The organism is Streptomyces zagrosensis (genome assembly GCF_014203645.1).
In the GTDB taxonomy this organism is placed as follows: Bacteria; Actinomycetota; Actinomycetes; order Streptomycetales; family Streptomycetaceae; genus Streptomyces; species Streptomyces zagrosensis.
The window spans coordinates 110,221-133,873 of sequence record NZ_JACHJL010000004.1 but is presented as its reverse complement, the minus strand read 5'-3'; the positions used below and the strand labels follow the sequence as shown (position 1 = coordinate 133,873).

The following is a 23,653-nucleotide window of genomic DNA, read 5'->3' as shown; positions in this document are numbered from 1 at the left end:
GTGGCCGACGACCTTTTCAAAGCCTTGGCCGACCCCACCCGCCGCATCATCCTCGACGAGCTCACGGAGAAGTCCGGACAGACGCTGTTCGAGATCTGCTCGCGGCTGAGCATGAAGCATCAGCTCGGCATCTCGCGCCAGGCGATCTCCCAGCATCTCGCCACGCTGGAAGCTGCCGGGCTCGTCGAGACCAGGCGGGAAGGCCGCTATAAGTTTCACGACCTCAACACAGCCCCGCTGCGACACATCGTCCAACGGTGGCTCACGCCCGACCCATCCGAACCGGAGGAGAGCACCTCATGAAGATTCGCCTGACCAGCATCTTCGTCAATGACCAGGCCAAGGCCCTGCACTTCTACACGGACATCCTCGGCTTCGTGAAAAAGCATGACGTTCCGGTGGGGGAGCAGGACCGGTGGCTGACCGTCGTCTCGTCCGACGAGCCCGGCGGCGCCGAACTCCTTCTGGAGCCCGCCGGCCACCCCGCCGTCAAGCCCTACCGCGACGCGCTCGCCAAGGACGGCATCCCGCTCGCCCAATTCGCCGTCGATGACGTGCAAGCGGAGTACGAACGCCTGCGCGGCCTCGGCGTCCGCTTCACCCAGGAGCCCCTGGAGATGGGCGCCATCAGCACCGCCGTCTTCGACGACACCTGCGGCAACCTGATCCAGATCGCGTCACAGTCGCAGTAGGCGGTCGGTCGCGTGTGAGCGTCTTTCTCCGCGTCGCCAGGCGCCTGCGAAGCGGCACGTGAGCCCATCGTCCGATGCGTTGCCAGTGGCCGTCTGCAAGCTGAGGCTCGTGACTGTTACGTGACGACAGCGGCGGACGTCCCTGAGTTGTTGCCGGGTGGGGACCGCTCGGCGCACCGCACGCTCGGGCGGTGAGTGCGCTGCGCCGTGCTCGCTCACCGTTGGCCGCTGAGCGAGCACGGCGCACGTCCGTCTCGTGAAAACCGCTACCTCCGCGAGGCCGTGTTACGGCACGCGACGCATGGGGGATGGGTCAGCACATCGTCGTCTTCATGACGTCGTACGCGCTGTTCCAGCTCGCGCAGCCTTGGGCGCTGTGGCCGTACCAGTTGTGTCCGAACTCGTGTGCCGCCAGCAGTGCCATGTCGCGCACCATGGAGGACAGGGCGATGCGTCCTCCCTGGTTCCAGTTGCAGCCAACGGCGTTGGAGATGCCGCAGCCTTGGACGTAGCCGCTGGTGCAGGAGACGGGTGTGCCGCTGGAGGTGGTGCGTACCCCTCCGCCCCAGTAGTCGGCGCCCCTGACTATGGAGTTTTCGTAGCCGCGGCAGGAGGAGGTGATGTGGTAGTACCAGCTGGCCTGGGCTGTTGCGGGCTTCTTGGCTACCGGCGGTGCGGCGGTGGCGCGCTCGCCGGCCTGGTCTCCGGTGAGCCGTAGGCCGGGGTCAGTCGCCACTGATGCCGCGGAGGCGTACGTGGTGGGTGCAGGGGTGACGTCCGCCTTCTCGGCGGCGTTGGCCGTGAGAGGGAACGCGACCACCATGGCGACGGACGCGGCGGCTCCAGCCAATCTACCCATTAGCGTGCGCATGACAATACCCCTTTGGTAGGTGTCGGTACCATGTGCTGCCTGGTGGCGACAGGTGGTTCGACGGTTCCGCGCTCGGGTGGCGCGGGCTACGCGCCACGGATGTTCGCAGGCACGTGGTGTGCGAGGGGGCTGACGCACAGCGCACTGGGTGAACAGCGGCGTTCGATGCGTCGCCCCGCTCGCCGTCCTTCGGCTTGAGTGGCGCGGATTGACTGTCCCCCGTGGTGATACGAGGCACAAGCCGCGGGGTCAATCGGCTTTTTGACAGTTTATTGGCAGCCTGTGAAAGCCGCCGGGCGCCTTCGGCACCGCGTATTCGCCGCGATCCCGTGCTTCCGTCGAGAGTGAGGCCGGACATCACTTCGCGAAGCCGTATGGACAGCGGGGCCGCCCGCGGTGGGGCGAGCGTGGTTCGCGCTAGATCCGGCGGCCGGTTGCGGAGGCGAAGCCCAGCCACGTGTGCCGGTTGCCCGCCCAGCACCAGCCGACCTTGGGGGCGTTGCGGCGCTCGCGGCCGTCCCGGCCGGTGCCGTTGCTGATCCAGAGCGCCGGGGTGCGGGCGTCAAGGGCGCCGTTGGCTTTACGTAGCCGAGAACCGATGGTCATGAAGCAGTGGTTGCGCTCCAAGATGTCGGGCTGCTGTAGCACCCAGTGGATGCCCTCAGTGAGCACCAACGGCGTGCGGGCCTGCTCGGTGAGCGCAGGCAGCGCTTCGGCCGGGCTCCAGTTGGCCATCTGGTCGCCGCGGTCGATGCCAGTGAGGAGGTAGAAGGGCGCATCGGGCAGCGCGACCTTTTCGAGCGGGGCGAAGAGGTCAACATCGGGCATGTCGGTGACGACGAAGCCCGGCTTGTCATCGCGGCGAAGCAGCGGCGCGAGGGCAGAGGCAGGGGCGTGGCTTGGGTGAACAGCGAGCAGGGCGCTACCGCCGGCCGCAGCAGCCTCGCCGGCCCCAACAGCCTCGCCGGCCGTAGCGGACTCGCCAGCCGCAGCAGCCTCGGCGGCCGTAGCGGTCTCGGCGAAAGTGCGTAGTTCGGCGGCGGGCAGCCCGGCGATCTCGTGCACCCCCAGCTCGATCAGGCGCTCGGCCTGCACACTCAAGGTCGGGAGGGCCGGGAGAACAGTGGAGGTGATGGGCATGGTCTCGGGCACAGTGCTCCCAGGGGTGGCGACGTGGACGGCCCAGAGTGAACGAGGAGGCCCGCCCGAACATTCCCGCCCGCTGCCGACCTCCGCCCTTTTCCCGTGGTCACGACTGCGTACGCGCCTAGCTGTAAGGGCCCTTTGAGGTGAACCGGTGAGAACAGCTGTCGTGACACAAGCCGAGCGCGAGGCGCGTACGCACGCATGGTTGAAGGGGGCGTGTGGAGCGCGAGTTGCCCATGGCCGCGCAGGGCCTGAGCATGGAGGGCCTGATCCGTAGCAACGCCGAACCGCCCCTTGCCGGAGGCAACATGAGCAGCGCCCTTCTTGTGATGGACGTCCAACAGGCCATCGTGGACATCGCCGACGACGGTTCCGGATACCTGCCACGCCTGCGTAGAGCGATCGACGGAGCCCGGGCGGCGAACATCCCCGTGATCTACGTGGTCATCGCGCTACGTGCTGGCTTCCCCGAAGTCGGCACGCGCAACAAGGCTCTCGCTGCCATCGCACGCGCCGGCCGCTACGTCGAGGGCGCCCCGGGCACCGAGATACACCCCGAGGTCGCGCCCCGGCCGGGCGATGTGGTGGTCACCAAGAGGCGGGCGAGCGCGTTTTCGGGCAGCGATCTGGACGTGGTGCTGAGGGCGCGTGGTATCGACAGCCTCGTACTCACCGGCATCGCCACCAGCGCTGTGGTGCTGTCCACCCTGTGCCAGGCGAACGACCTGGACTTCGGCCTCACCGTCTTGTCCGACGCCTGTTTGGACACCGATCCGGAAGTGCACCGGGTCCTCATTGAGCGACTGTTCCCGCAGTGGGCGGACGTCGTCACCGTTGACGGCTGGGTGAGGGCAATCGCACCTCAATAGCGGTGGTTGGGCCATGGCGCCCATCGGTCACATGTGTGCGGCGTGATCCGTCAGGGGGGTGACAGCAATGTGAAAGCCCCAAGGAGACGTCGATGGAAACGCGTTCGATCACGACGAAGGTCCCGATGGTGCCGCGGATGTCCGAAAACCCCGTGGAGCTCGTCCCCGAGTTGGCGGAGGTGTCCGCGGCACTGTTCAAGGCCACCGGCAACGGTTCGGTACCGCGCTCCACGATCAGCCTGGTTCAGCTGCGTGCCGGCCAGCTCGTCGGCAGCACCTACCTGACCGTTTTGCACACGGGCCTCCTGCGGAAGGCCGGGGCGTCGGAGGAGCAGATCTCATCGGTGGTGTCCTGGCGTGACTCGCCGTACTTCACTGGCCCCGAACGTGCCGCGCTGGCACTTGTGGAAGCCGTGCTTCAGCCGTCCGCAGACGGCGAGAGGGTTTCCGATGACCTGTATGCGCAGGCAGCCGAGCACTATGAGGCCAAGGCACTCGCCACCGTCATGCTGGCGATCGGTCAGGTCAACTGCTTCATCCCCCTAGCGCTCATCGCCAAGCCGGTGCCCGGCCGGTCCTTCACCGACCCGTGGAAGTGACGCCACCTGGGTAGGGCTCAACGTTCGGCTCAACCGTTGCTCACGCCCGCGTCCGTGCCGCGCTGGTACTCAACGAGTTCGAGTCGGCCCTGCCACTGCGGCCCCAGTCCTCGCCTGGTCGGGCTCCAGGCTGGGGCCGCAGCAGCTCAACTAGCGGCTGTCACCGCCTCGGTGGCCCCGGAAACGGTCGGCTTCGCGGCGGCAGGCGGTGGCGTGCGGTAGGCGCGGAGGGGGGCGTTAGCCGAGGCCACGGCGGCGATCGCCAGGAGGGCGGACAGCCCGCCGGCGACCAGGGCGAAGGAGGCGGAGGTGGCTGCTGCCAGGAGGCCACCACGGAAGTTGCCGAGTTCGGGGCCTGCGACGCCGATGACGTGCTCCATGGAGGAGACCCGCCCCCGGTACGCGTCTGGGGTCTCCTGTTGCACCAAGGCGCTTCGGGTGACCACCGACACGGTGTCGGCGGCGCCCGCCACGGCCAGACACCCGAGCGCCAGCCACAGCGGCCCGGCCAGACCGAAACAGGCCAGCGCCAGACCCCACACGCCGGCCGCCGACAACTGCACCAGGCCGGCACGGCGCCAGCGCGTCACCGTGCCGGACAGCAGACCGGCCGTGATCCCCCCGACCGCGACGGCCGAGAGGAACAGGCCCAGGGTCTGCGGGTTGCCCCCGAAGCGGACCTCGTTGATCAGTGGGAAGAGCGCGATCGGCATGGCGAGCAGCGTCGCGGACAGGTCGGTGGCCATCGAGCCCCACAGCGTGGGGCGACGCAGAGCGATCAGCCAGCCGCCCCGCTCCAGCCGGCGCTCACCCCGCTCCAACCGGCGCCCGCTGCCTGCCGCCGCGGCGCCTTCGGGCTTCATGACCGGCAGGCGGATCACCGTGAGCGTTGAGATGGCCATGGCCACGGTCTGGGTTGCGTAAGCGGCAGGAAAGCCCCAGCGGGCGATGATCAGCCCGGCCATCGCGGGCCCGGCCAACATCGCCGCCTGGAAGGAGAGGTTGGTCAGCGCGAGACCGGAGGCGACCTGGCCACTCGGCAGCAGCCTAACCGGGAAGGTGCGCCTGGCTGGGGCGCCAAGAGCGCCGCTGGCCGCCCCCGCGGCGACCAGGACGAGCAGCAACAGCACGCTGCGGTTGCCCGCCAGCGCCTGGGCGCACAGCCCAGCGGCGGCCAGGAGTTGGCCCGCGGTGGCGGCCCGTACCACCGCACGGCGGTCCATGGCGTCGGCCAATGCGCCGCCGAGCAGGCCGAACAGCACCATGGGCAGGCCGGTGGCCAATCCGATGGCGCCTGTGCTCACCGGATCGCCGGTGAGGTCCCAGACCTGGGCCAGCACCGCCACGTTGGCTATGTGGCCGCCGAGTTGGGAGGCCGAGGTGCCAAGCCACAGATCGCGAAAGGGCCGACTGTTACGGAGCGGGCCGATGTCGAGAAACCGGACACGTCCCCTCATCGCGGAGGTTCGACCAGGTGGTGCAGGAGCCGCTGTCGCATCGACCGGTGTTCCAGCGCCCGCCGCACCTCCTCAACGGCGGTGCTCAACGCATACGGAATCTCGCCGTCCAGCTCGGCGACCGTCGCGTGGGTGGCGCGCCACTCGGCCTCCAGGAACGGCACCAGCGATCGACCGCGCTCGGTCAGGCCGATGCGCCGGGTGCGGGCATCGGGCCCCGGCTCGGAGGTGACCAGGTCCTCCTTGCGCATGGCGGCGATGGTTTGGCTGATCGCGGAGTGCGAGCGGTCCAGGGACTTCGCAAGCTCGCGGATGGTCAGTGGTCCGGTGTGAGCGAGCCGGATGAGGGGATAGGCGAACCGGGGTCGTACCCCCTCGATGCCACGCTCGACGTAGACCTGCTCGATCTCGGCGTCCATGGCGGCCAGCAACTCGTGCAGGGAGTGCCAGGGGTCGGGCAGCGCTGTGGGATCGGAAGATGTCACAGCGCTAATATAACAGCGCTAATATAACGGCGCTGCGGTACATGGCGGGGTGGCCGGCGACAGCCCGGTTCTGGTGTTTGACCCGGGTTCAGCGCGAACGGTCAGTCGGGCGACTGGGTGAAAGTCCCTGCGGGTCTGCCCAGGTGGTCAAGGGGGAAGGCCGGGCCCGCCCCGGCGGCGGCGCCGACCTACCGATGGGTCGTTCCTCGGACGCTTGGGGCGTCCCGCGCAACGAAGCACCGGGTGTGCCTGACCTCGCTGCGTGGGTGCGTGGGTGCGTGGGTGCGTAGGTGCTGGGTGCGTGGGTGCTGGGTGTGTGGGTGCGTAGCGGCTATAGGGGTGCGCCAGGACGCGCGTCACATGGGGGATACACGCAGCCGCGACCGTGTCTCAACCCGGTCTCCCCTTCCGTCCCGATCTCTCCTCCCGGCGCCATGCCGTTCGGCTTGCGCCGCGCTAACGGCCGCAGTGCGGGCACTGAACGTCGTGTCCGCCCGCGGTAAGTCCCCTGCCGTTGCTGCCGTTGGGAACCAGGACCATCTGAAGCCGTCCGCAGCCGCAGCGGCTCCAGACCACGAGGCCCTCGCTGGTGGTGTGCTGGGAAACGATGGTGTTCGAGTGAGTGTTCATGGCAAGCAGAATGGCCCGGGACAACCGTTGCGGTCTATTGCAAGATTTGTGGGTGATGTGTGCAAAATCCTTTCATGATTGACCTGCGTCGGCTTCATATGTTCCGCATGGTGCACCAGCAGGGCACGGTCACCGCTGCCGCTGAAGCCCTGTGCCTGACCCCGTCTGCGGTCTCCCACCACATGCGCGAACTGGCGCGCGAACTCAAGGTCCCCATCCTGGAACCGCAGGGCCGCGGCATCCGGCTGACGCCGGCCGGGCGCCTGTTGATCGGCCACGCTGACGCGCTGCTGGCCCGGTGGGAGGAGGCGCAGGCGGAGCTGGAGTCCTACCGGGCGGGCCTGGCCGGGCCGCTGCGTATCGCGGGCTTCACCACCGCGATCAGCGGCCTCATCGCGCCTACGGCCGGGCGGCTGCGGCACAGCCACCCCGACCTGCTGGTGCAGGTGCGCGAGTGCGACACCGCGGAGAGCCTGGACCTGCTCGTGGCCGGAGAGGTAGACCTCGCGGTCGTGGAGCCCATCGAGGGTGGGCCGCAGCCAGCTGACGCGCGGTTGGAGCAGAGTCCGCTGCTGGAGGAGCCGTACTTCCTGCTGGTGCCCGCCGATCACCCGCTGGCGCGGGAGGTGTCGATACGGCTGGAGGACGCGGCGGACGAGGACTGGATCGTCGCCGACCCGGGCGCCTGCGACCACTCCCAGCGGGTGCGGGTGTTGTGCGCGGCGGCCGGGTTCTCACCGCGTATCGTGCACGCCGCCGCCCACTGGCTGGCGGTCTGGGCGCTGGTCGGGAACGGGCTGGGCGTCTCGCTGATCCCGCGACTGGCCGAGGGCCCGGCGGGTCAGGCGGTGGTGCGGGTGCCGGTGTCGAGGGAGAACATGATGACGCGGCGAGTCCTCACCTGCGTGCGCCGGGGCAGCAGGCAGAACCCGCTGATCGACCTCGGGATACGGGTGCTGCAAGAGGTGGTGCGCGACCACCAGGCCATGGGCGGCTAGGTGAGACGGGCCCCGAACGGCGGGGTCACCAACGGGAGTTGAGCGCCTGGCCTGCTGCGCCCGCGGACCCGTTGGTAGGGGCCGCGAGGTGCCGGGAGGGGGCCCGTCTGGCCATGGCGGATAGGCGGGCGCGGCCAGGAAGACGGCAGCGCTAGGGGGCGTCGGGCGCCGGGGGAGTGGACGCAGGTTCCTCGTGGGTCGTCGATTCGGTACGGGCCGCTGGCTCCGTGGCCGTGGACTCTTCGGGGGCTGGGGTGTGGTCCGGCCAGATGGCTATGTGGTCGGGTTCGAGTTCGAGGAGTACGCGGTGCTCCATGCCCAGCGACTCCGTGTAGTCGGCCGGGAGTTGCAGGCGCCCGGCGCGGTCGAGCATGGCGTACTCGCGGGCCACCAGGGATTCCTGGCCCGTCTCGGCGTCCACCTCGGTGCGGCGTAGGACCTCGGACGAGGTGCGGCCATCGCGGATCGCGACCGTTCGACGGACCTCGCTCGCCACGGTCTGGTCATGGGTGACGATCACCACCGTCGTCCCCAACTCGGCGTTGGCGGTGCGGAAGGCCGCGAAGATCTCCTCTCCGGTGGCCGAGTCCAACTCGCCGGTCGGCTCGTCCGCGAGCAGCACGGCCGGCGTGTTGGCGAGGGCCACGGCAATGGCCGCGCGCTGCTGTTCGCCGCCGGACATCTGTTGTGGGCGCTTGTCCCGACAGTGGTCGATGTGCAGCATCTTGAGTAGTTCGTCGGCGTGCTTGAGACGTTCCGCTCGTTGCCGGCCGCGGCCCCGCAACTGCATGGGGAGCAGCACGTTTTGTATGGTCGTCAGGTACGGCATGAGGTTACGAGCGGTTTGCTGCCAGACGAAGCCGACGATGTCGCGCCGGTAGCGCAGCCGGGCCCCCGCGTCCATGTTCAGCAGGTCGCTCCCGGCCACCGTGGCCGCGCCCGCCGTGGGCACATCGAGACCGGCGAGGATGTTCATCAGCGTGGACTTGCCGCTTCCGGACGCGCCGACCAGCGCCATCAACTCACCCTTGGTGACGAGCAGATCGAGCCCTTGCAGCGCCTGTACCTCGACCCCATCGGTGGAGAAGACCCGTACCAGTCGGTCGCACGAGATCAACGCGTCGTGCCCGTAGGCCGGGCGGTCGCGACGCGAGGTGGCCCGGCGTTCGAGCTCGGCGAGCGAGGGCACGGCGGGGCGCGGCCCACTCACCGGCCCACTCACCGGCCCACTCGCCGGCTCGCTCACCGCGGCCGGCCCGTTCACCGCCGCCGGGTCGGTCACCTCGTCGGTCCGGTGGGCCTCGCTGCTTGCCGTCCCCTTGGCCGTTCCCGTGGTCGCCGTGTTGGACGCCGCTCCCTTGGCCGCGGCTTCCTTGGGTATCGCGCCGTTGGATGCCGCGCCCTTGGATGCCGGCTCGCCGGCTGCCGTCTGTGTCATCGTGACTCTCCCGCCCTCAGCTCGGTGTTCTCCTTGCGGCGCCCGCTCCACCACGCCTGCACCAGCACCACCGCCAGGGTCAGCACCACCACGCCCAGCGCGGGGATCAGCAAGGACATCGTGTCGGCGTGTAGTCGTACGGTGCCGAACGCGTCAAAGCCGGAGCGTGCGGACAGGGCCAATCGCGTCAGGTCCAATCCGGGGGCGAGCAGACGAATAGCTCCGTAACCGACGAGCGCGCCACCGCACGCGGCCAGTAGGGCCTGCGGCAGTGCCTCCAACACCAGGAGCCGGCGCCCTTGGCGGCGGGTCAAACCCATGGTGCGCAGCCGGGCCAGCAACGCCGTCCGCTCCGGTGTGGCCTGGAGCAGCGAGAGGAGCACGGCCAACGCCGCGTACCCGGCGCCCGCCGCCACCGCCGCCGCGTACAACTGCTCCGTACCGTCTTGGAGGGGCGAGTCGGCCAGTTCGGCGTACTGCTCGGCGCGGGACTTGATGCTGACGGTGCCGCCCGCGCCCGCGGTACGTTCCTGCGCCCCGTCGCTCTCCTGTGCGCCCCCTGCTGACTTTGTGCCGGCGTCTTTGCCCGTACCTAAGCTGGTACCTGTACCCGTGCCCGAACCCGTGCCCGTGCCCGAACCCGTACCCGTGCCCGAACCCGTACCCGAACTCGCCGTGTCGCGGGCGCCCGTGCTCTTGCGTACCGTCTCCCGGAGCGCCGCCGTGTCGATGCCCGAGCCGTGGGCGCCACTGCCGGCCAGGAGCAGGGCCGTTGGGTACGGGCGGGGCAGGCGGGACGCGTCGATGAGGAGGTAGGAACTGACCTGCGTCGCCGGGTTGCCCTGCTGAACGGCGGCGACCTTCACCGTGATGTCACCACCGAGCGGTCGCAACGCATGTGTCGTGGTGCCCAGGCGCTTGGCGACGCTGGGCGACGCGATGGCGGGTACGACGGACCTCTGCGCCCCGCCGCGCAGCGCGTCCGCCGGTATGCGATCCATGCCGACGTGCCGGGCGAGCTTGTTGTACGCGACCGGGTCGATGGCTACCAGCGCGATCTCGTCGCCGTCGTCGTTCAGCCGCAGGTCGTACTCGACGTGCGCGGGTACGACCTGGCGTACGCCCGCTACCGTGCGCAGCGTGTCGGCGAGTCCGTCCGGCAGCCCTGTGCTGTCGTCCACTCTGGCGTCGGCGCCCACCGAGAGCAGTGAGGCTTCGTCCCGCGCGTCGCCCACCCCGGCGAGTACCGAACCGCCGAAGGACGCGGTGGTCAGCGCGGTGATCAGGGCCAGCAGCGGCAGCACACCGGTTGCCGGCGCGCGGCCGGCGCGGGCCAGGGCCAGGAAGCCGACCGCGCCACGGCGCCTGGTCGCGGGACGGGCGACGAACCGCAAGGGCAGCGGATACAGCCGTACGAGCAGCAGCGCCGCAATTGCTCCAATGAGCACCGGCGCGGCGCTGACCAGCGCATCCACCTCGCCGTCCGCGGTGCCGCGCTGCCGCAGGGCGGCGACGGCACCCACCGCGAGGATCAGCGCGGTGAGTTCGGCTACCGCGCGCCGCCGGGACGGCTTGGCCCGTACCACGTCGGTACGGTCACCGCTGGTCAGCGGGCGGCGGTGAGCGGCGATCGCGCGGATCGGCAGAGCGCCGCAGGCCAGCATCGCCACCGTGCCGGCAGCCAGCAACGCGGGGCCGAGCCGAGCCTCCGGCACGATCACGATCGCTAGGGCGCAGCCGATGGCCGCTGTGGGCAAGGCGATCACGGAGGTCTCGGCCAGCAGGCGGCGGCCGATGCCGGTGAGCGAGCCGCCCCGTGAGCGCAGCAGCGTGAGTTCCGCGCGGCGGCGTGCGGTGGCCAGACCGCCCGCCATCAACAGCACCACGGCGGCGACCGTCCCGACGCCGAAGGCCGCGACGGCCACCACCGGCGCCACCGCGTCCCGCATCTCCCCGAAGTCGCCGAGGATGCTGTCCACTTCGGTGTTCAACACGGTGCCGGGCCCGGTGGTCTCACGCAGTGCGACGAGGGCAGGGCCGCCTTCGAGTGAAGCGACGTGCTTGCGTATGTGTCCTACATCGCGGCCGGTGAGGTGGCCCGGATCGTTGGCGAGCCGCCAGTACGTTTCGGGCGCGCCGCTCGCCGCGAGCAGCGAGGGGCCCGACTCGGGGGCGAGGAGCAGTGCCCCCAGCCAGAACTTCTTGGGCTCGACGCCAGAGGTCCTGTCCATGCCAAGGCCGGGTGAGCGTAGTAGCGGGTCAACCGACCAGTACGTCTTCTCCGGGGCGCGCGGCGTGACGATGCCAACGATCAGCGCCGACAGATCGGCGGTCCCCAGCGCGTTGAGGTGCACCCGTGAGCCGACCTTCAGACGCAGCGCGTCCGCGGTGTCCTGCGTGACGGCGGCCTCGACCTCCACCTTGTCGGCTGGCTCGTCGGCGCCGGCGCCGGTGCCGGTGCCGGTGCCGGTGCCGGTGCTGGTGTCGGCATCAGCGCTGGTGTCGGGCGGGTCGTTTGTGGCGCGCGGCAACCGGCCCTCGCGCAACCGGCTGTGCTCGGGCAGCGCCGACTGGGCCGTCAACGACAGTTTCGGCGGCAGGCCGTCAGGGCGTGGCAACCATGCGTCGGATGCCAGCAGCGGCTCGGCCGTGCGTACGCCGTACGCGGACTGCTCGGGGTCGATCCGTAGCAGGGCGGGCAGTTGCTGCCGCAGCGCACGGTACTGCTCGGCGAGCGGCCCCGGCTTCAGGGCGGCAGCGCGCTCATGCTGCGGGCGCTGCGCTCCCGGCGGCCCAGAGGTGATCTGGTACGCGCTGTGCCCCGGTGGGGCCTCGGCGATCTGCTCGCGGATGGCATGCGACTCGTACGCGTCGATCCCGCGCGGGAACACGGCGGCGAGGAACGCGGTCAACAGCACCAAGAGCGCCAGCGCGAGCGCCGCACCCGGCGCGGCACGCAGCCGCAACCGCACCCAGCCGGTCACCACCCTGGCGGCTGCATTACTCGGCCCTTCGGCTGCACTGTTTGGCCTGGCGGCTGTGTCGCCCGGTTCGCCGGCTCTAGCACCCGGCCTGTCGGCTGTGTCATCCGGCCTGTCGGCTGTGTCGCCCGGCCTGTCGGCTGTGTCATCCGGCCTGTCGGCCCCGTCACCCGGCCTATCGGCCTCATAGCGACCGTCTGCTGACTCAGGCATGCCTAGTCACCTCCTCGGTGGCGGAGTGTGGCGACCGGGTCGCCGCGTCGTAGCGCTACCGCCGCGACGATCAGTACGGGTACGGCGGCGACCGCCGCGAGCACCCCGCCGACCTGCCACAGCGGCAGTTCGACCAGCACCTTGGGCACCGGCTGGGCCGCCTCGCCGGTCAGTACGATCAGCGGGACGACCGCCCTGGTCAGCACGGTGCCCAGGGCGAGTCCGACCGCAAGCGCCAGGCCGATCAGGAGGGCCTGTTCCGCGGCGACCATGCGGGCGAGTTGCCGCCGTGGGGTGCCCAGGGCGCGCAACACACCGAATTCCGCGCCGCGTTCGCGCAGCGAGCCCGCCATGCTGACCGCGAAACCGACCGCCGCCAAAGCCGCCGCGACCAGGGCCGCCGCGCTGAGCCCGGCCTGCGGCCCGGCACCGAACGGGTCGTCGTGCAGCTCGTCCGCGATCTCGGAACGCGCGATGACCTGCGCGGGGTCGGTGTCGGGCCGTTGCCGTAGCGCGGCCACGACCTGATCGTCCTTGCCGGCAGCCGGCCGCAGCCACCACTCGGTCGGCGGCAGCGAGGCCGACGAGCGGGCAGCGAGCGCCTGGTTTACGGCGTGGAAATCAACCAGCAGCGCACCACCGTCCGGCCCTGAACCGCCACCGGAGTCCGCGTCGCCGGCACCCCCGCTGCTCCTTGTGTTCGCCGCCTGGTCGGCGGCCCCGCCGCCTGCCTGGTCGGCCGTGTCGCCCGTCGTGGGCAGGGCGCGGGCCGCCGCCACGATCCGTACCGAAAGCGTCTCGCCCGCAACCGGCACGTTGACCGTCGAACCGACTTTCGCCCCGCTGGAGTCCAAGAAGCGGTCGGTGGCCACCGCTGGCAGCGGCCCCGGCTGCCGCTGCCAGGGCGCGGCGAAGGTGAACGTGCTGGTGGGAGCAGCGCCGTAGCGGCCTACCCCGGCGTGCCCTCCGGTGTGGTAGGTGGCCGTCAACGGCCGGTCCGCCGTGTGCTGCGGCTGCTCGGCGCGCGGCTTGACCCGGACCGCGCCGGGCGCCTCCGCTGTGAAGACGCTCGTGGCCCCCCAGTCGAACGTGTCCGGCACCGGCACCGCGCGGGACCCCCCGCCCGGGGCCACCGCATGCAGGGCGCTCAGCTCGAAGCGGTGCTGCTCGTCACGGTCAGGCTGCAACAAATCCAGCTCGATGGCGGTCAACCGCAGCGGACCCGCGGGCTTGCCGGCAGGCGCGCCCGCCGCTTGCGCGATGCCGGCGACGAGCGTATGGGGCGCGCCATCGGCGGGCAGTTGTCCCAGGCGCAGCCGGTACGGGACGCCGTAGCGGTCCTCGATGGTCACCGCGACGTTGGCCACCGTGTCGCTGGGCGAGGCGTTCCGCGGCTGGCCCGGTGCGCTGAGCCGGGCCGCCAGGTGCAACGCGTCGGGCGCGCCCGGCAGGGCTATGCCGGGGCGCTTGGCGTCGCCGGCGCGCGGCGCGACGGCGGCCAGCAGCCCATCACCGTCGCGGCCCGCCAGATCGTCGCGCAGCAGCAGCGAGCCCTTGGCGTGCTCCGCGTCCAGCGCGAGCAACGAGGCTCCGCGCCCGCCGGAGAGGCCGAAGTGCGTACGGGCGGCGGGCGCAGCCGCGGCCACGCCCGGCACCGCCTCGTACGCGCCGCCCTGCCCGAACTGCGGTGTGCGGCTGGACAGTACGCGCACGCCGGTGCCGGCCGCGAAGTCGGCCTGGTCGTCCTGCGACCGCTCCCAGGAGGCGCCCTGGCCGACCGCGAACATGCCCATCGCGACGGCGAGTACGAGCAACAGGACCGGGCCCGCGCCCCGCAGCGGACGGCGGGAGAGCTGCCACCCAGCGAGCGCGGCGGGCAGGCCACGGCCGCGCGCCGCCCGACGTTCGGCGATCTTGGCGACGGGCGGCAGCAGCCGCAGGGTGAGCACCGTGCCGGCGAGCAGGGCCAACGCGGGCGCCGTGACCAGCACGGGGTCCACCCCGAGGGCGCCGCCGTCTGTGCTGAGTACGCCGCTGCCGGCGCCCGAAGTCTGCTGGTCGAGCTGCCAGTACGCGACGGCGGCGATGACCAGGAGGCCGATATCCGCCCCGGCGCGCAGCGGCGCGGGCAGCGCGCTGGCCCGAGTGCGCACCACCGATGTGCCACCCTGCGCCCCCGCTCCGAGCAGCGCCGGGGCCACCACGGCCGCCGCGCAACCCAGCGCCACGGCGACGCCCACCACCCACGTTTGCAGGGTCAGTCCGGTATCGAGCCGCAATCCGATCCGAGCCAACGGCCCATGCGCGGCGAGGAGTTCCATCAACGGGCCGGCGAGCAGCGGCGCCGCCACGGCGGCGGGGCCGGCCAGCATCAGCGCCTCGGCGGCAGCGAGCCACGCGATCCGGCCGCCCGAACCACCGCGGGCCAACAACAACTCGGTCTCGCCCGCGCGTTCGGAGCTCAGCAACCGCGCCACGAGCAGCAGCGCGTATCCGGCGAGCAGGATGAGTTGCAGCGTCACGATCAGCAGCGTCGAACGAGCGCCGAGGAGCGAGCGGTCCACCTGGTCGAGCACGGTCGGCAGGGCCGTGCTCACCTGCGGGCTACCGAGCGCGGGGTCCTTGGCCAGCGCGTCCCGGCCGCGTTCGGCGGCCGACCGCAACCCGTCCACATCATCCGCCGTCAGCTTGGAAAAGTCGGCCGTCGCCAGCCATGACATCCCGGCCTGCGCGACCCGACCGTCGCGGAAGACCGCACCGTCCGTCAGCAGCGGCCCGTACGTGGTGAACGCCAGCGTCCGTACGCCGCTGCCGCCGAGGTTGTCGAGGCGCCAATACGGGTCGGTGCGGTCCTTGGGCCGATACAGGCCGGTGACCCGAATCGGCACGGAAGGACCCGAGAGCCGGTCGGCGAGGGTGAGCGTCGCCCCCACGCGCAGCCCCAGCCGCGCGGCGGCCGTCTCAGGCAGCGCGACGGGCAGCGGGCCGGTGGCGTTGGACCCCTGTGCGGTGCTTTGGGGCCACGCGCCGGAGGCCAGCTTGACGCGGGAGCGGTCGATGGTCGCGAACAGCGTCAGATCCGGGTCGCCCTCGCGTGCGGCGGGGGACTGAAGCTCGCGAGGCAGCGCGTAGGGGCCGGAACGAGCCATCGAGCGGAGCGTCACCGGCAGGCCGTGAAACGTTTGCTCGGCGCCGCGCCGTACCACCCGCTCGGCGTTCGCGCGCTCCGCCTCCGGCAGGCTCGTGGCCACCCGCAACGCGGCGGGCGCGGCGGACCGTTCACGCAGCGTGTGCCGTAACCCGGCGTCGCCGATGGCAGTGGTGAAGGCGGCAAGGGTGGCCAGCACGGCGGTGGTGAGCAGCACGGTGACCAGCGCGGCAGCCAATAGCAATCGATGCGCGCGGACCCGCAGGAACACAAAACCCGCCACTGAACCCCCCGCGCTGCTCCCCGCCCCGCTGGACCTTCGCCAGCCGATGGCGGACACAGCGTCACCGGCGAACGGCAACAGCCGTGTCGGGCCCGGCGGCGTGTCTGGATGTTGTCAGAGAAAGATGGTGGCTGAAAGCGGTTGTGGTCAGGACTTGATCGGATTGTGACCGAAATACGATACGGAGCGTCCGTTATCCGATACGTAGGGTGTGGGAGAGCGCACACGTACGTTCAACGCCGGGCTCGGCCAAGGGGCCCGGGCGCGTACGCGCTCAGCCTTCGGTGTTGACCATGGAGGCGGCGGCGTACGTGAGGTAGTTCCACAACTGCTGCTCGTGCTCGGGGGCGAGGCCGATCTCGTCCACGGCGTCCCGCATGTGCCGCAGCCAGGCATCGTGCGCGGCGCGGTCCACGGTGAACGGCGCATGCCGCATCCGCAGCCGAGGATGGCCGCGCTCATCGCTGTACGTACGAGGGCCACCCCAATACTGCATAAGGAAGAGCACGAGGCGCTCCTCGGCCGGCCCGAGGTCCTTTTCGGGATACATCGGCCGCAGCAGCGGGTCGTCCGCGACCCCCTGGTAGAAGCGGTGCACCAGGCGCCGGAAGGTCTCCTCGCCGCCGACCTGCTCGTAGAAGGTCTGCTCCTGTAGCGTGCCGCGCGGAATCTCGTTCACCCCTCCATGCTCTCAGATGCCGCGACGGAGGCCGTGAGACGTAGGTCCTGCCCGGCGGAAATCAGTTGGGCTCACTGGGTCTCCTTCAGCCAGTAGTGGGTGACAAGGTCGCAGCCGACTCCGCGGGCCTTGCGGGAATCGAGACCCTGCTAGGCAGCCCCTGCTGGCAGACCCAACGCGGCAGCCCCCGCTAGCAGCCCCTACTGGCAGCACAGTTCGCCGCCGCCCTACCCTCGTCCCATGCCGATGCTGACCGAGGCACGGAGACCTCCTGCCCGTCCTCCCTCCCAGCCACCATCAGGGCGTCCCCCCAGCCGTCCGGGGCCGGACAAGAACCCGCCCTTCCCGCCGAATCCTCCGCGGCCGAGGCCGACCTGATCATGCGTGTCGAGCACATCGGCTGGAACCAGCTCCCCGCCCAGGCCCGCGCGGCGGTGGAAGACCGGGTGCGAGCACCGTATGAGAAGGCCGAGATGACCACGGGGGAGAGCTCCGGTGTCGCCACGCTGCTCTTCCTCCCGGACGGCGCGAAGATCTTCGTCAAAGGCCTGCCCGTCGAGCACGAGCGGGCCGCGGAGCTGGAAAAGGAAGCGAAGGTCAACCCCTACTTGCCCGACTACGCCCCCAAGCTGCTGTGGCAGGTGGAGGCTGGAGGCTGGCGGTTGCTGGGGTTCGAGGGGGTCACCGCCACTCCGTGGGCGGATTTCACACCCACGGGCAACCACCTGGAACCGGTGGCGACGGTGCTGCGGGAGCTGAGTACCCGGCCGGCACCGGACGTCGGGCTGATGACGGCCTGGGACAGGTGGGGGCCCTACTGCGACCCCGCGGCCGAACCGCTGCTGACCGGCCAGTGCCTCCTGCACACCGACCCCGCGGCGACGAACTTCCTCATCGGCGACCGGACGTGGCTTGCCGATTGGGCCTGGGCGGCACGGGGGCCGGGATGGATCGACGCGGCTCTGTGGGGATTCCGACTCGTCTTGGACGGCAGGCAGACCCCGGAGCAGGCAGGCCAGTGGGCCTCGACGGTGCCCGCTCTCGCTGACGCACCCCGCGAGGGGGTGCGCGCGCTCGCAGAGGCGGAGGCACGGTCCTGGGAAGACTGGAGGCAATACGGCGTCACGGGAATCGAACCAACCGTTGAGGCCGCCCGCCTATGGGCCGACTTCTGGGGCTAACTTCTGGGGCTGGCTTTTGAAGCTGAGGACGACGAGGCGGACCGGCGGCGACACGCGGACAGGCCACCGAGGTCGCCGAGGTAGCCGGAGTCCGTGGGGCCTCCCGGAACGCAGACAACCGGGTCGCCGTCCCCGATCACGCGGTACGCGAGCTGGGTGCCATCAGGTGTGGAGAAGGTAGGCATGATGCGGACGAGAGTACGCACCAGCCCATGCGGCGCTGACGGAGGAACAGGCCGCGCGGACGCTCGCCGGCCTGAATGAGGTCGTCCGTGTGCGGGGAAGGCGTGTTTGGGGATCGCGTCCCCGCGATCTCGGGAGCGAGGTCGGCCGCGCGCGGCACCTGACCAGGCCCGGCCACTGCCGGCCGCCCCAGGCCCACCCAGTGCCCCATCGCAAGGGGCCGTATCGGATGGGCCTGGGAAGCGGTCAGCCCCTACGGACCGTGATCGTGGTCCACGCGCCTACGTGGACCCGGTCGCCCTCCTGGAGGGGGATCGGCACGTACGGCTGGATCGGTTCATCGCCGCCGTTGATGGTCGTGCCGTTCGTGGAGTCCTGGTCCACGACGGCCCAGCCACCGTCCGGCTGCGACACCAGCACCGCGTGCTGGTGCGAGACGCCCGGGTCCTCGGGCGGCCGGGACAAATCGATGTCAGGGGCCTCGCCCGTGCTGTGCCGGCGACGACCGATGGTGATCTGGCTCCCCGACAAGGACACCTGCTGCTCCGGGGAGTACGCGGGCAAGTTGAGCCCGGACGCCTCGGGGCCGCTGCGCGTCATCATCGCCATGAAGTAGTCACGGTCAGGCGCGATGACCGCGACCCAGTTGCCCGCTCCGGCCTGGCCGCCTGCGGGCGGACCCTGCTGGTACGCCCCATCCGGCCGGTAGCCACCATCGGGCTGCGGCGGCTGCCCGTGCTGGGACGGGCCGGACGGCGGCTGCCCCTGTTGCCCGGGGAAGGGCGGCGGTCCCGGCTGCGGCGGTGCCGCACCCGGGAAGTCGTCGTCCCCGTGGAAGGGGGGCCGGCCCGAGGGTGCGCCACCGGGGCCCTGACCCGGAGCGTTGGGGAACTGCTGGGGCGGCGCAGGCGCCGAGGCACCGGGGTGCGGCGCTGCGGCCTGAGCCGCAGCCTCCGGGGAACCCGGCGGTGAGAGCATCCAGTCGTCGTTGCCCCCGAAGCCCTGGCCGCTCGGCGGGTCCGCGGGCCGCTCGCCCGGCGCACCGCCGTACTGGCCTCCAGCGTGCGGCGGCTGCGGGGGCAGCGGCTCGGCGGGGCGGTTCACCTGGGACGGCCGAGAGCCCTGGTAGTCCATGCCCTGCGGCGGCCCGAGCGGGCCAGGCGGCTGGGATGACTCCGACCCGTGCGGATGCGGCGGCTGGCCGTGCGGGGGTGGCCCCTGCGGCGGTGGCCCCTGGGGCGGCGGGCCCTGGGGCTGGGGCTGCGGGAAGCCGCCTCGGCCGGGAGCCGGCGCCGGGCTGTACGGCGTGTACGAGGTTGCCGAGTGGGTGATGAAGTTGTAGCGGCACTCCTCGCAGAAGGGCGCCTGCGCCTCGCGCGGCGTGCGGCACTGGGGGCACATCTCGACCCGGAAGGTCGCGTCCGGCTGCTCACCGGGGTAGCCATAACCACCCGGAGCGCCCGGGCCGCCGGGGCCTGACGGCCCACCGTGCCCGCCCGGAGCGTGGAAGGGGCCACCGGGGCCACCGGGGCCGCTCGGTCCGCCGTGGCCACCGGGTCCATCAAAACCGCCAGGAGCCGGTCCGGGGCCGGGGCGGCCAGGGCCGTCGAACCCACCGGGCCTGTCGAACCCGCCAGGTCCACCGGGCCCGCCCGGGCCGCCAGGTCCATCGAAGCCGCCGGGGCCCTGCCCTGGCCCGGGGCGGCCGGAACCGTCGAACCCGCCAGGGCTGCCCGGGCCACCAGGGCGCCCATCGAAACCGCCGGGGCCGCCAAAGCCGCGCGGGCCCCCGGGCTCACCGGGCCCCCCGAACCCCCCGAACCCCCCAGGCTCACCGGGCCCGTTCGGGCGGTGTCCACCGGGTCCTCCGTGTCCTCCGGGTCCTCCGCGTCCGTCAAAGCCGCCAGGACCACCAGGACCGTCGAACCCTCCGGGACCGGGGCCGCCGGGGCCGGGACCGGGGCCGGGCCCCTGAGAGCCGCCTGGACTGTCAGGGCCGCCAGGGCGGCCAGGTCCACCCGGGCCGCCGGGTCCATCGAAGCCGCCGGGGCCCTGCCCGGGCGCGTGCCCGCCCGGTCCGTCGTAACCACCGGGGCGGTCATAGCCGCCGGGTCCTCCGGGCCCGGGCGGACCCGGGTACGCGGGCGGCGGCGGCGGGTGCGGTACGCCCATCATTCCGGGCGGCGGCGGAGGCGGGGGAACGGCGCCGGCGGGTGCGGCCGACATGCGGTGCCCGCATACCTCGCAATAGTCCTCGGCCGACGACTGATGGCCGTTTGGGCAAGTCGGCATGTCGGTGATTCCCCCTCGTGTGCCGTTTCTTGGCGTTGGAGCTGTTCGAGCTGGTGGAACGGATGAAGCTGGATGGAACGGGTGAAACAGGTGGAGTTCGGAACCGGGCCGATCTGGCGCCGGTCAGGCCCCGATATGCAGCGGTGCGCGCGGCCGTCTGTGCGGCCACGCGGCGCGTTGTTTCTTGATGCGAACGCTCTTCATTTCTTGACGCGAACGGTCTTCGTCGAGCGCGTTTCGAGCGTCATCTCGTCCGCGTCCGCGACCTTCGCCTTCAGTCGCACAGTACCCGTCACCGCGTCTACGACGTCCACCACCTTTGACAGCAGCTTCGCCGTATCGGCGTTCCCCGAGGCGTTCGCGAGTTGCACCGCGCGGCCCAGTTTCGCGGTCGCTCCGTCCCAGTCGCCCGACTTGCGCGCGTCGAGTCCCTGCTGGATCGCCTGGGCCAGTTCTGCCTGTCCCGTGTAGTGCGCGACCTGCGGATTTATGGAAGTGGAAGCCGCCATGTCGTCCGTCCACACGGCGCGCACGAGGCCCTGCGCCAGCGTCTGTGGTGGGCCGCCGTCCGGGCTTGGAAGGACCAGTGCCACCCGTGCTGCCAGCATCTCCTGGCCCACCGAAGCGATCGGCACCCGCACCGCGAGGTGATAGTCGCGGGACTCGTCGCCCCAGGAGCCCGTTGGATAGTCGCCGGAGCGTGGACCTGCGTCGGCGCGACGGTCGGTGAGGTCCTCGACGGTGGGCGCGACCTGTTTCATGAATGTGACGTCCGTGTCCTGCGGAGTCCATATACGCAAGGCGACATCTGCGACTTCCTTCCCCATAGCGGTCTCCATCATCCGCATGAAGTCGATCGCCAATTCGGAAGGGTTTGCCACGATATCGGCTGTGCCGAGGAGGGCCGAGGCGATGCCTGTGACCTCTTTCACCTCCCAGTCGGTACCCACGCCGCGGGCGTCGCACGTGAAGCGGCCCGCGCAGGCGTCCAGGGCCGCCCGCAACGCCTCTGGCTTCTCGTGCTCGTTGCGGCCGTCGGTGAGCAAGATGCCGTGCCGGATCGTCACATCCGCCGAGTACAGCAAGCGCTCCGCGAGCCGCAGCCAGCTCCCGATCGCGGTGCCGCCGCCCGCGTTCAGTCTGCGCAGCGCGTCCTTGGCCTGCGCGCGGGTGCTGGCGTCGGCGACGGCCAGCCTGCCAGCGCCGGGGTAGACCTCGGCCGCCTTGTGCGTACCGGCGACCACGGCGAAGGCGACTCCGTCGCGCAGCGTGTCGATCGCCGCAGCCGTCGCCTCGCGCGCATTGCGCATCTTCGTGGGCGGATAGTCCATCGAACCGGAACAATCCACCATGATGACCACCGCTGCGTCAGAGCCCGGCCCCCGCAGACCCGCATGGCGGGGATCGAGCGAGGGGAGCGGCAGGCCGCCGGTGGTGCCGCCGCCGGTGGCGGTGACGGTGACGATCGCGCTGACGTCCCGCCCACCTTCCGAGAGGTATTCGTTTTGGTAGACCTCTACCGAGAACTGCGGCACATTCGACTTGGAGAAGTTGGCCATCGGTTCCCCTCCTTGACGTCCTTGACGTCTTTGGCGCTCCGTGTGAACACATCGACACATCGACACATGGGCGGATGGGGACGCGATCGCTGACGGCTCGTTGACTGCTCGCGCGTGCCCTGAGATCCCCCGTGGCCTCGGGAGGCTCCTGCCCCCGTGGCCTTGCGCGTTCCCGTACCGTGCCGTGCTCGGCGCCGAGTCGTACCGGGCCGGGATCGCGTCTCTTCCTCATGGCCCCGCCGCAATCCACCACGGATTGCGGCGCCAGCCCCCGTATGTGGCGCCCCCCGGCGCCGCTCGGCCGTCGCGGGCCGCTGTTCGTCAGGGCCCGCTCCCGCCGTTAGGCCGATCCTGCCCGCCCCGGCGGCACCGGGAACGGCAGCACCGCCACTGTTACGTTGTCGTGGCCCCCGCCCTCCAGTGCGTAACCGACCAGTGTCCGTGCGCTGTCCATCGGCCGGGCCCTGGCATCCGAGGGGACGGCCGCCGCCATCTCGGGGGCCGATTCGGCGTAGTTCCACAGCCCGTCCGTGCACACCACCACCACGCCGGGCCGATCGGGCTTGAATGCGGCGGTGTGCGGCTCGATTTCGTACGCGTCCGCCCCCAGCCAGCCCGTGATCGCGTGCGCGCGTTCGTCCGCGTACGCCTCCGCCTCCGACAACAGTCCGGCCGCCACCATCTGCGCCGCCCACGAGTCGTCCTCGGTGAGCCGCGCGGCCGGTGTGGCGCGGTCATCGGGAACCCAGTACGCACGGCTGTCGCCGATCCAGCCCACCGTGAGAATGCCGGAGGCGATGATGGCGCTGACGATCGTGCAGGCCGGGGCGTTCTCGTGCCGCTGTGGGGCCTGCCGGGCCGGGCCCGGCTCGCGCGCCAGCGCATTGACCGCGTCGGCGGCGGCGACGATCGCCTCGTGCATGGCCTGCTGCGGGTGGGTGCCGAGAGGGAGCGCGGTCAGCAGCCGCTCGCCCGCCACGCGTGCCGCGGCAGCGGACGCGTCGTCGGGACGGGTCGCGGAGGACACCCCGTCACATACGACGGCGACAACGGCGGGCGAACCGTCTGGCAGTTCGGCCTCGGAGAGGGCGAACGAGTCCTCGTTACGGCGGTGCCGCAGCCCGCGGTCGCTGGCGGCGGCGACGAACGCCAGTTCCTCTTCCATGTGGTCCCGTTCCCGAGGTTGAGCGTGCCCGCAGTTCTCGCAGTATCCGTCGTCATCGATGGCACCGGCCCGGCACTCGGCGCACTGGCGCGGCGCCCCGGCACCCGGCGTGCCATCCGCTGGCGCGGCACCAGGCGCACCGCCAGCCGGCGGGCTGCCGGCCGCTGCGTTTCGGTCGGTGCGGCCGTACTCATCGACCACGCCGGCGCCGCTACAGATCACCAGCGTGGGGTCATCCACCCCGGCCGGGGCGTCGAGCGCAGTCGCCTCCCGCGGATCGGGCGGCGCGCCTGCCTCGCCGCCGAGGGGGCCGGCTGTGGCATCGGGAGCCGGCTGCCGCCCGGCTTGCCCTGGCTGTGTTGGCTGGCTTTGCCGACCGTGCGGCCCACCGCTGGCCGGTACGGCCCCGGCCTCGCCGCCCGGGGCAGGGCCATAGCCGGGTGCCGACACCGAGCCGGTGCCCGCGACGGTGCGCGCGATCGGCGTCAGCGAGGGAAACGCCGGCGCCGGCTCCGCAGTGCCTGCGGCCTGCGGCACGCCCGCTGGCATGGGTGGCACGGGCGGCGGCTCGAAAGGCCCCGCTGCGGGCGGCATCTCAGGCCCCCCCGGTGCTACGGGCGGTACCGGCGGCGCCACGGGAGGAGCTGGCGGCATCGGGCCAGGCTGCGGTGCGGGCCCGGGCCCGACCGCGCCGTGCGGGCCGCCAGGCCCGGGTCCAGCGGGCCCGCGGGCGGCTGGCGTCGCCATTGCTGGCGCGACGGCGACGCTGGCCCCGCATGCGCCG

General features: G+C 71.4%; 18 protein-coding genes and 1 pseudogene. 6 read left to right on the top strand and 13 right to left on the bottom strand.

Features of this window, described 5'->3' with window-relative positions; all coding sequences use genetic code 11:
* Together FHS42_RS09595 and FHS42_RS09590 are read left to right on the top strand one after the other, a co-directional pair.
* The gene (locus FHS42_RS09595; protein WP_184570997.1) at positions 1-303 is read left to right on the top strand and encodes an ArsR/SmtB family transcription factor; all 303 of its coding nucleotides are present in this window, start codon (positions 1-3) and stop codon (positions 301-303) included.
* Complete coding sequence (locus tag FHS42_RS09590) at positions 300-692, top strand: VOC family protein (RefSeq protein ID WP_184570995.1); 393 nt, start codon at positions 300-302, stop codon at positions 690-692. Before FHS42_RS09595 ends, FHS42_RS09590 begins: the two co-directional genes overlap by 4 nt.
* A 313-nt stretch (positions 693-1,005) precedes the next feature.
* On the opposite strand, the gene FHS42_RS09585 is transcribed toward FHS42_RS09590, so the two are convergent.
* Complete coding sequence (locus FHS42_RS09585) at positions 1,006-1,563, bottom strand: hypothetical protein (protein ID WP_184570993.1); 558 nt, start codon at positions 1,561-1,563, stop codon at positions 1,006-1,008.
* Between the two features lie 417 nt (positions 1,564-1,980).
* Entirely contained in the window at positions 1,981-2,715 is a 735-nt protein-coding gene (locus tag FHS42_RS09580; RefSeq protein WP_184570991.1) for a DUF5701 family protein, read from the bottom strand.
* Between the two features lie 302 nt (positions 2,716-3,017).
* On the opposite strand from FHS42_RS09580, the gene FHS42_RS09575 reads away from it, so the two are divergent.
* Together FHS42_RS09575 and FHS42_RS09570 are read left to right on the top strand one after the other, a co-directional pair.
* Positions 3,018-3,578, top strand: a complete 561-nt coding sequence (locus FHS42_RS09575) for a cysteine hydrolase family protein (protein ID WP_184571602.1) — start codon at positions 3,018-3,020, stop codon at positions 3,576-3,578.
* Between the two features lie 92 nt (positions 3,579-3,670).
* Entirely contained in the window at positions 3,671-4,177 is a 507-nt protein-coding gene (locus FHS42_RS09570; protein ID WP_184570989.1) for a carboxymuconolactone decarboxylase family protein, read from the top strand.
* A gap of 146 nt (positions 4,178-4,323) precedes the next feature.
* On the opposite strand, the gene FHS42_RS09565 is transcribed toward FHS42_RS09570, so the two are convergent.
* From FHS42_RS09565 to FHS42_RS09555, 3 genes are all read right to left on the bottom strand, one after another.
* The gene (locus FHS42_RS09565; protein ID WP_184570987.1) at positions 4,324-5,634 is read right to left on the bottom strand and encodes an MFS transporter; all 1,311 of its coding nucleotides are present in this window, start codon (positions 5,632-5,634) and stop codon (positions 4,324-4,326) included.
* On the bottom strand, positions 5,631-6,119 hold the full coding sequence (locus tag FHS42_RS09560; protein ID WP_184570985.1) for a MarR family winged helix-turn-helix transcriptional regulator: 489 nt from the start codon (positions 6,117-6,119) through the stop codon (positions 5,631-5,633). Before FHS42_RS09560 ends, FHS42_RS09565 begins: the two co-directional genes overlap by 4 nt.
* Positions 6,120-6,575: 456 nt before the next feature.
* Positions 6,576-6,749 carry a hypothetical protein gene (locus FHS42_RS09555; RefSeq protein WP_184570983.1) on the bottom strand — a complete coding sequence of 58 codons (174 nt, stop codon included), beginning with the start codon at positions 6,747-6,749 and terminating at the stop codon, positions 6,576-6,578.
* Between the two features lie 74 nt (positions 6,750-6,823).
* On the opposite strand from FHS42_RS09555, the gene FHS42_RS09550 reads away from it, so the two are divergent.
* The gene (locus FHS42_RS09550; protein WP_281392717.1) at positions 6,824-7,747 is read left to right on the top strand and encodes a LysR family transcriptional regulator; all 924 of its coding nucleotides are present in this window, start codon (positions 6,824-6,826) and stop codon (positions 7,745-7,747) included.
* 151 nt (positions 7,748-7,898) lie between these two features.
* On the opposite strand, the gene FHS42_RS09545 is transcribed toward FHS42_RS09550, so the two are convergent.
* From FHS42_RS09545 to FHS42_RS09530, 4 genes are all read right to left on the bottom strand, one after another.
* Positions 7,899-8,969, bottom strand: a complete 1,071-nt coding sequence (locus tag FHS42_RS09545; RefSeq protein ID WP_184571600.1) for an ABC transporter ATP-binding protein — start codon at positions 8,967-8,969, stop codon at positions 7,899-7,901.
* A 212-nt stretch (positions 8,970-9,181) separates the two neighbouring features.
* On the bottom strand, positions 9,182-12,169 hold the full coding sequence (locus FHS42_RS09540; RefSeq protein WP_312866801.1) for an FtsX-like permease family protein: 2,988 nt from the start codon (positions 12,167-12,169) through the stop codon (positions 9,182-9,184).
* Between the two features lie 212 nt (positions 12,170-12,381).
* Positions 12,382-15,810 carry an FtsX-like permease family protein gene (locus tag FHS42_RS09535; RefSeq protein WP_184570981.1) on the bottom strand — a complete coding sequence of 1,143 codons (3,429 nt, stop codon included), beginning with the start codon at positions 15,808-15,810 and terminating at the stop codon, positions 12,382-12,384.
* A 274-nt stretch (positions 15,811-16,084) separates the two neighbouring features.
* Positions 16,085-16,489: a globin gene (locus FHS42_RS09530; protein ID WP_184570979.1), complete on the bottom strand. Its 405-nt coding sequence runs from the start codon at positions 16,487-16,489 to the stop codon at positions 16,085-16,087.
* 380 nt (positions 16,490-16,869) lie between these two features.
* Between FHS42_RS09530 and FHS42_RS09525 the strand changes: the two genes are divergently transcribed.
* The gene (locus tag FHS42_RS09525; protein WP_184570977.1) at positions 16,870-17,670 is read left to right on the top strand and encodes a protein kinase family protein; all 801 of its coding nucleotides are present in this window, start codon (positions 16,870-16,872) and stop codon (positions 17,668-17,670) included.
* Between the two features lie 44 nt (positions 17,671-17,714).
* Here FHS42_RS09525 and FHS42_RS36790 read toward each other — a convergent pair.
* From FHS42_RS36790 to FHS42_RS09510, 4 genes and pseudogenes are all read right to left on the bottom strand, one after another.
* Positions 17,715-17,855: pseudogene (locus FHS42_RS36790) on the bottom strand (alpha/beta fold hydrolase); the annotation flags it as partial.
* A 244-nt stretch (positions 17,856-18,099) separates the two neighbouring features.
* The gene (locus FHS42_RS39355; protein WP_184570976.1) at positions 18,100-20,145 is read right to left on the bottom strand and encodes an FHA domain-containing protein; all 2,046 of its coding nucleotides are present in this window, start codon (positions 20,143-20,145) and stop codon (positions 18,100-18,102) included.
* 200 nt (positions 20,146-20,345) lie between these two features.
* A complete protein-coding gene (locus FHS42_RS09515) occupies positions 20,346-21,704 on the bottom strand; it encodes a vWA domain-containing protein (RefSeq protein WP_184570974.1) in 1,359 nt (452 codons plus the stop codon).
* 340 nt (positions 21,705-22,044) lie between these two features.
* Positions 22,045-23,418: a PP2C family protein-serine/threonine phosphatase gene (locus FHS42_RS09510; RefSeq protein WP_446696877.1), complete on the bottom strand. Its 1,374-nt coding sequence runs from the start codon at positions 23,416-23,418 to the stop codon at positions 22,045-22,047.
* Positions 23,419-23,653 lie beyond the last annotated feature (235 nt).

Bases quoted from the DNA above. Each gene is read 5' to 3' on its own strand.
- FHS42_RS09515 (WP_184570974.1), bottom strand. From the start codon at position 21,704: ATGGCCAACTTCTCCAAGTCGAATGTGCCGCAGTTCTCGGTAGAGGTC.
- FHS42_RS09525 (WP_184570977.1), top strand. From the start codon at position 16,870: ATGCGTGTCGAGCACATCGGCTGGAACCAGCTCCCCGCCCAGGCCCGC.
- FHS42_RS09565 (WP_184570987.1), bottom strand. From the start codon at position 5,634: ATGAGGGGACGTGTCCGGTTTCTCGACATCGGCCCGCTCCGTAACAGT.
- FHS42_RS09575 (WP_184571602.1), top strand. From the start codon at position 3,018: ATGAGCAGCGCCCTTCTTGTGATGGACGTCCAACAGGCCATCGTGGAC.
- FHS42_RS09550 (WP_281392717.1), top strand. From the start codon at position 6,824: ATGATTGACCTGCGTCGGCTTCATATGTTCCGCATGGTGCACCAGCAG.
- FHS42_RS09555 (WP_184570983.1), bottom strand. From the start codon at position 6,749: ATGAACACTCACTCGAACACCATCGTTTCCCAGCACACCACCAGCGAG.
- FHS42_RS39355 (WP_184570976.1), bottom strand. From the start codon at position 20,145: ATGCCGACTTGCCCAAACGGCCATCAGTCGTCGGCCGAGGACTATTGC.
- FHS42_RS09570 (WP_184570989.1), top strand. From the start codon at position 3,671: ATGGAAACGCGTTCGATCACGACGAAGGTCCCGATGGTGCCGCGGATG.
- FHS42_RS09510 (WP_446696877.1), bottom strand. From the start codon at position 23,418: ATGCCAGCGGGCGTGCCGCAGGCCGCAGGCACTGCGGAGCCGGCGCCG.
- FHS42_RS09585 (WP_184570993.1), bottom strand. From the start codon at position 1,563: ATGCGCACGCTAATGGGTAGATTGGCTGGAGCCGCCGCGTCCGTCGCC.
- FHS42_RS09590 (WP_184570995.1), top strand. From the start codon at position 300: ATGAAGATTCGCCTGACCAGCATCTTCGTCAATGACCAGGCCAAGGCC.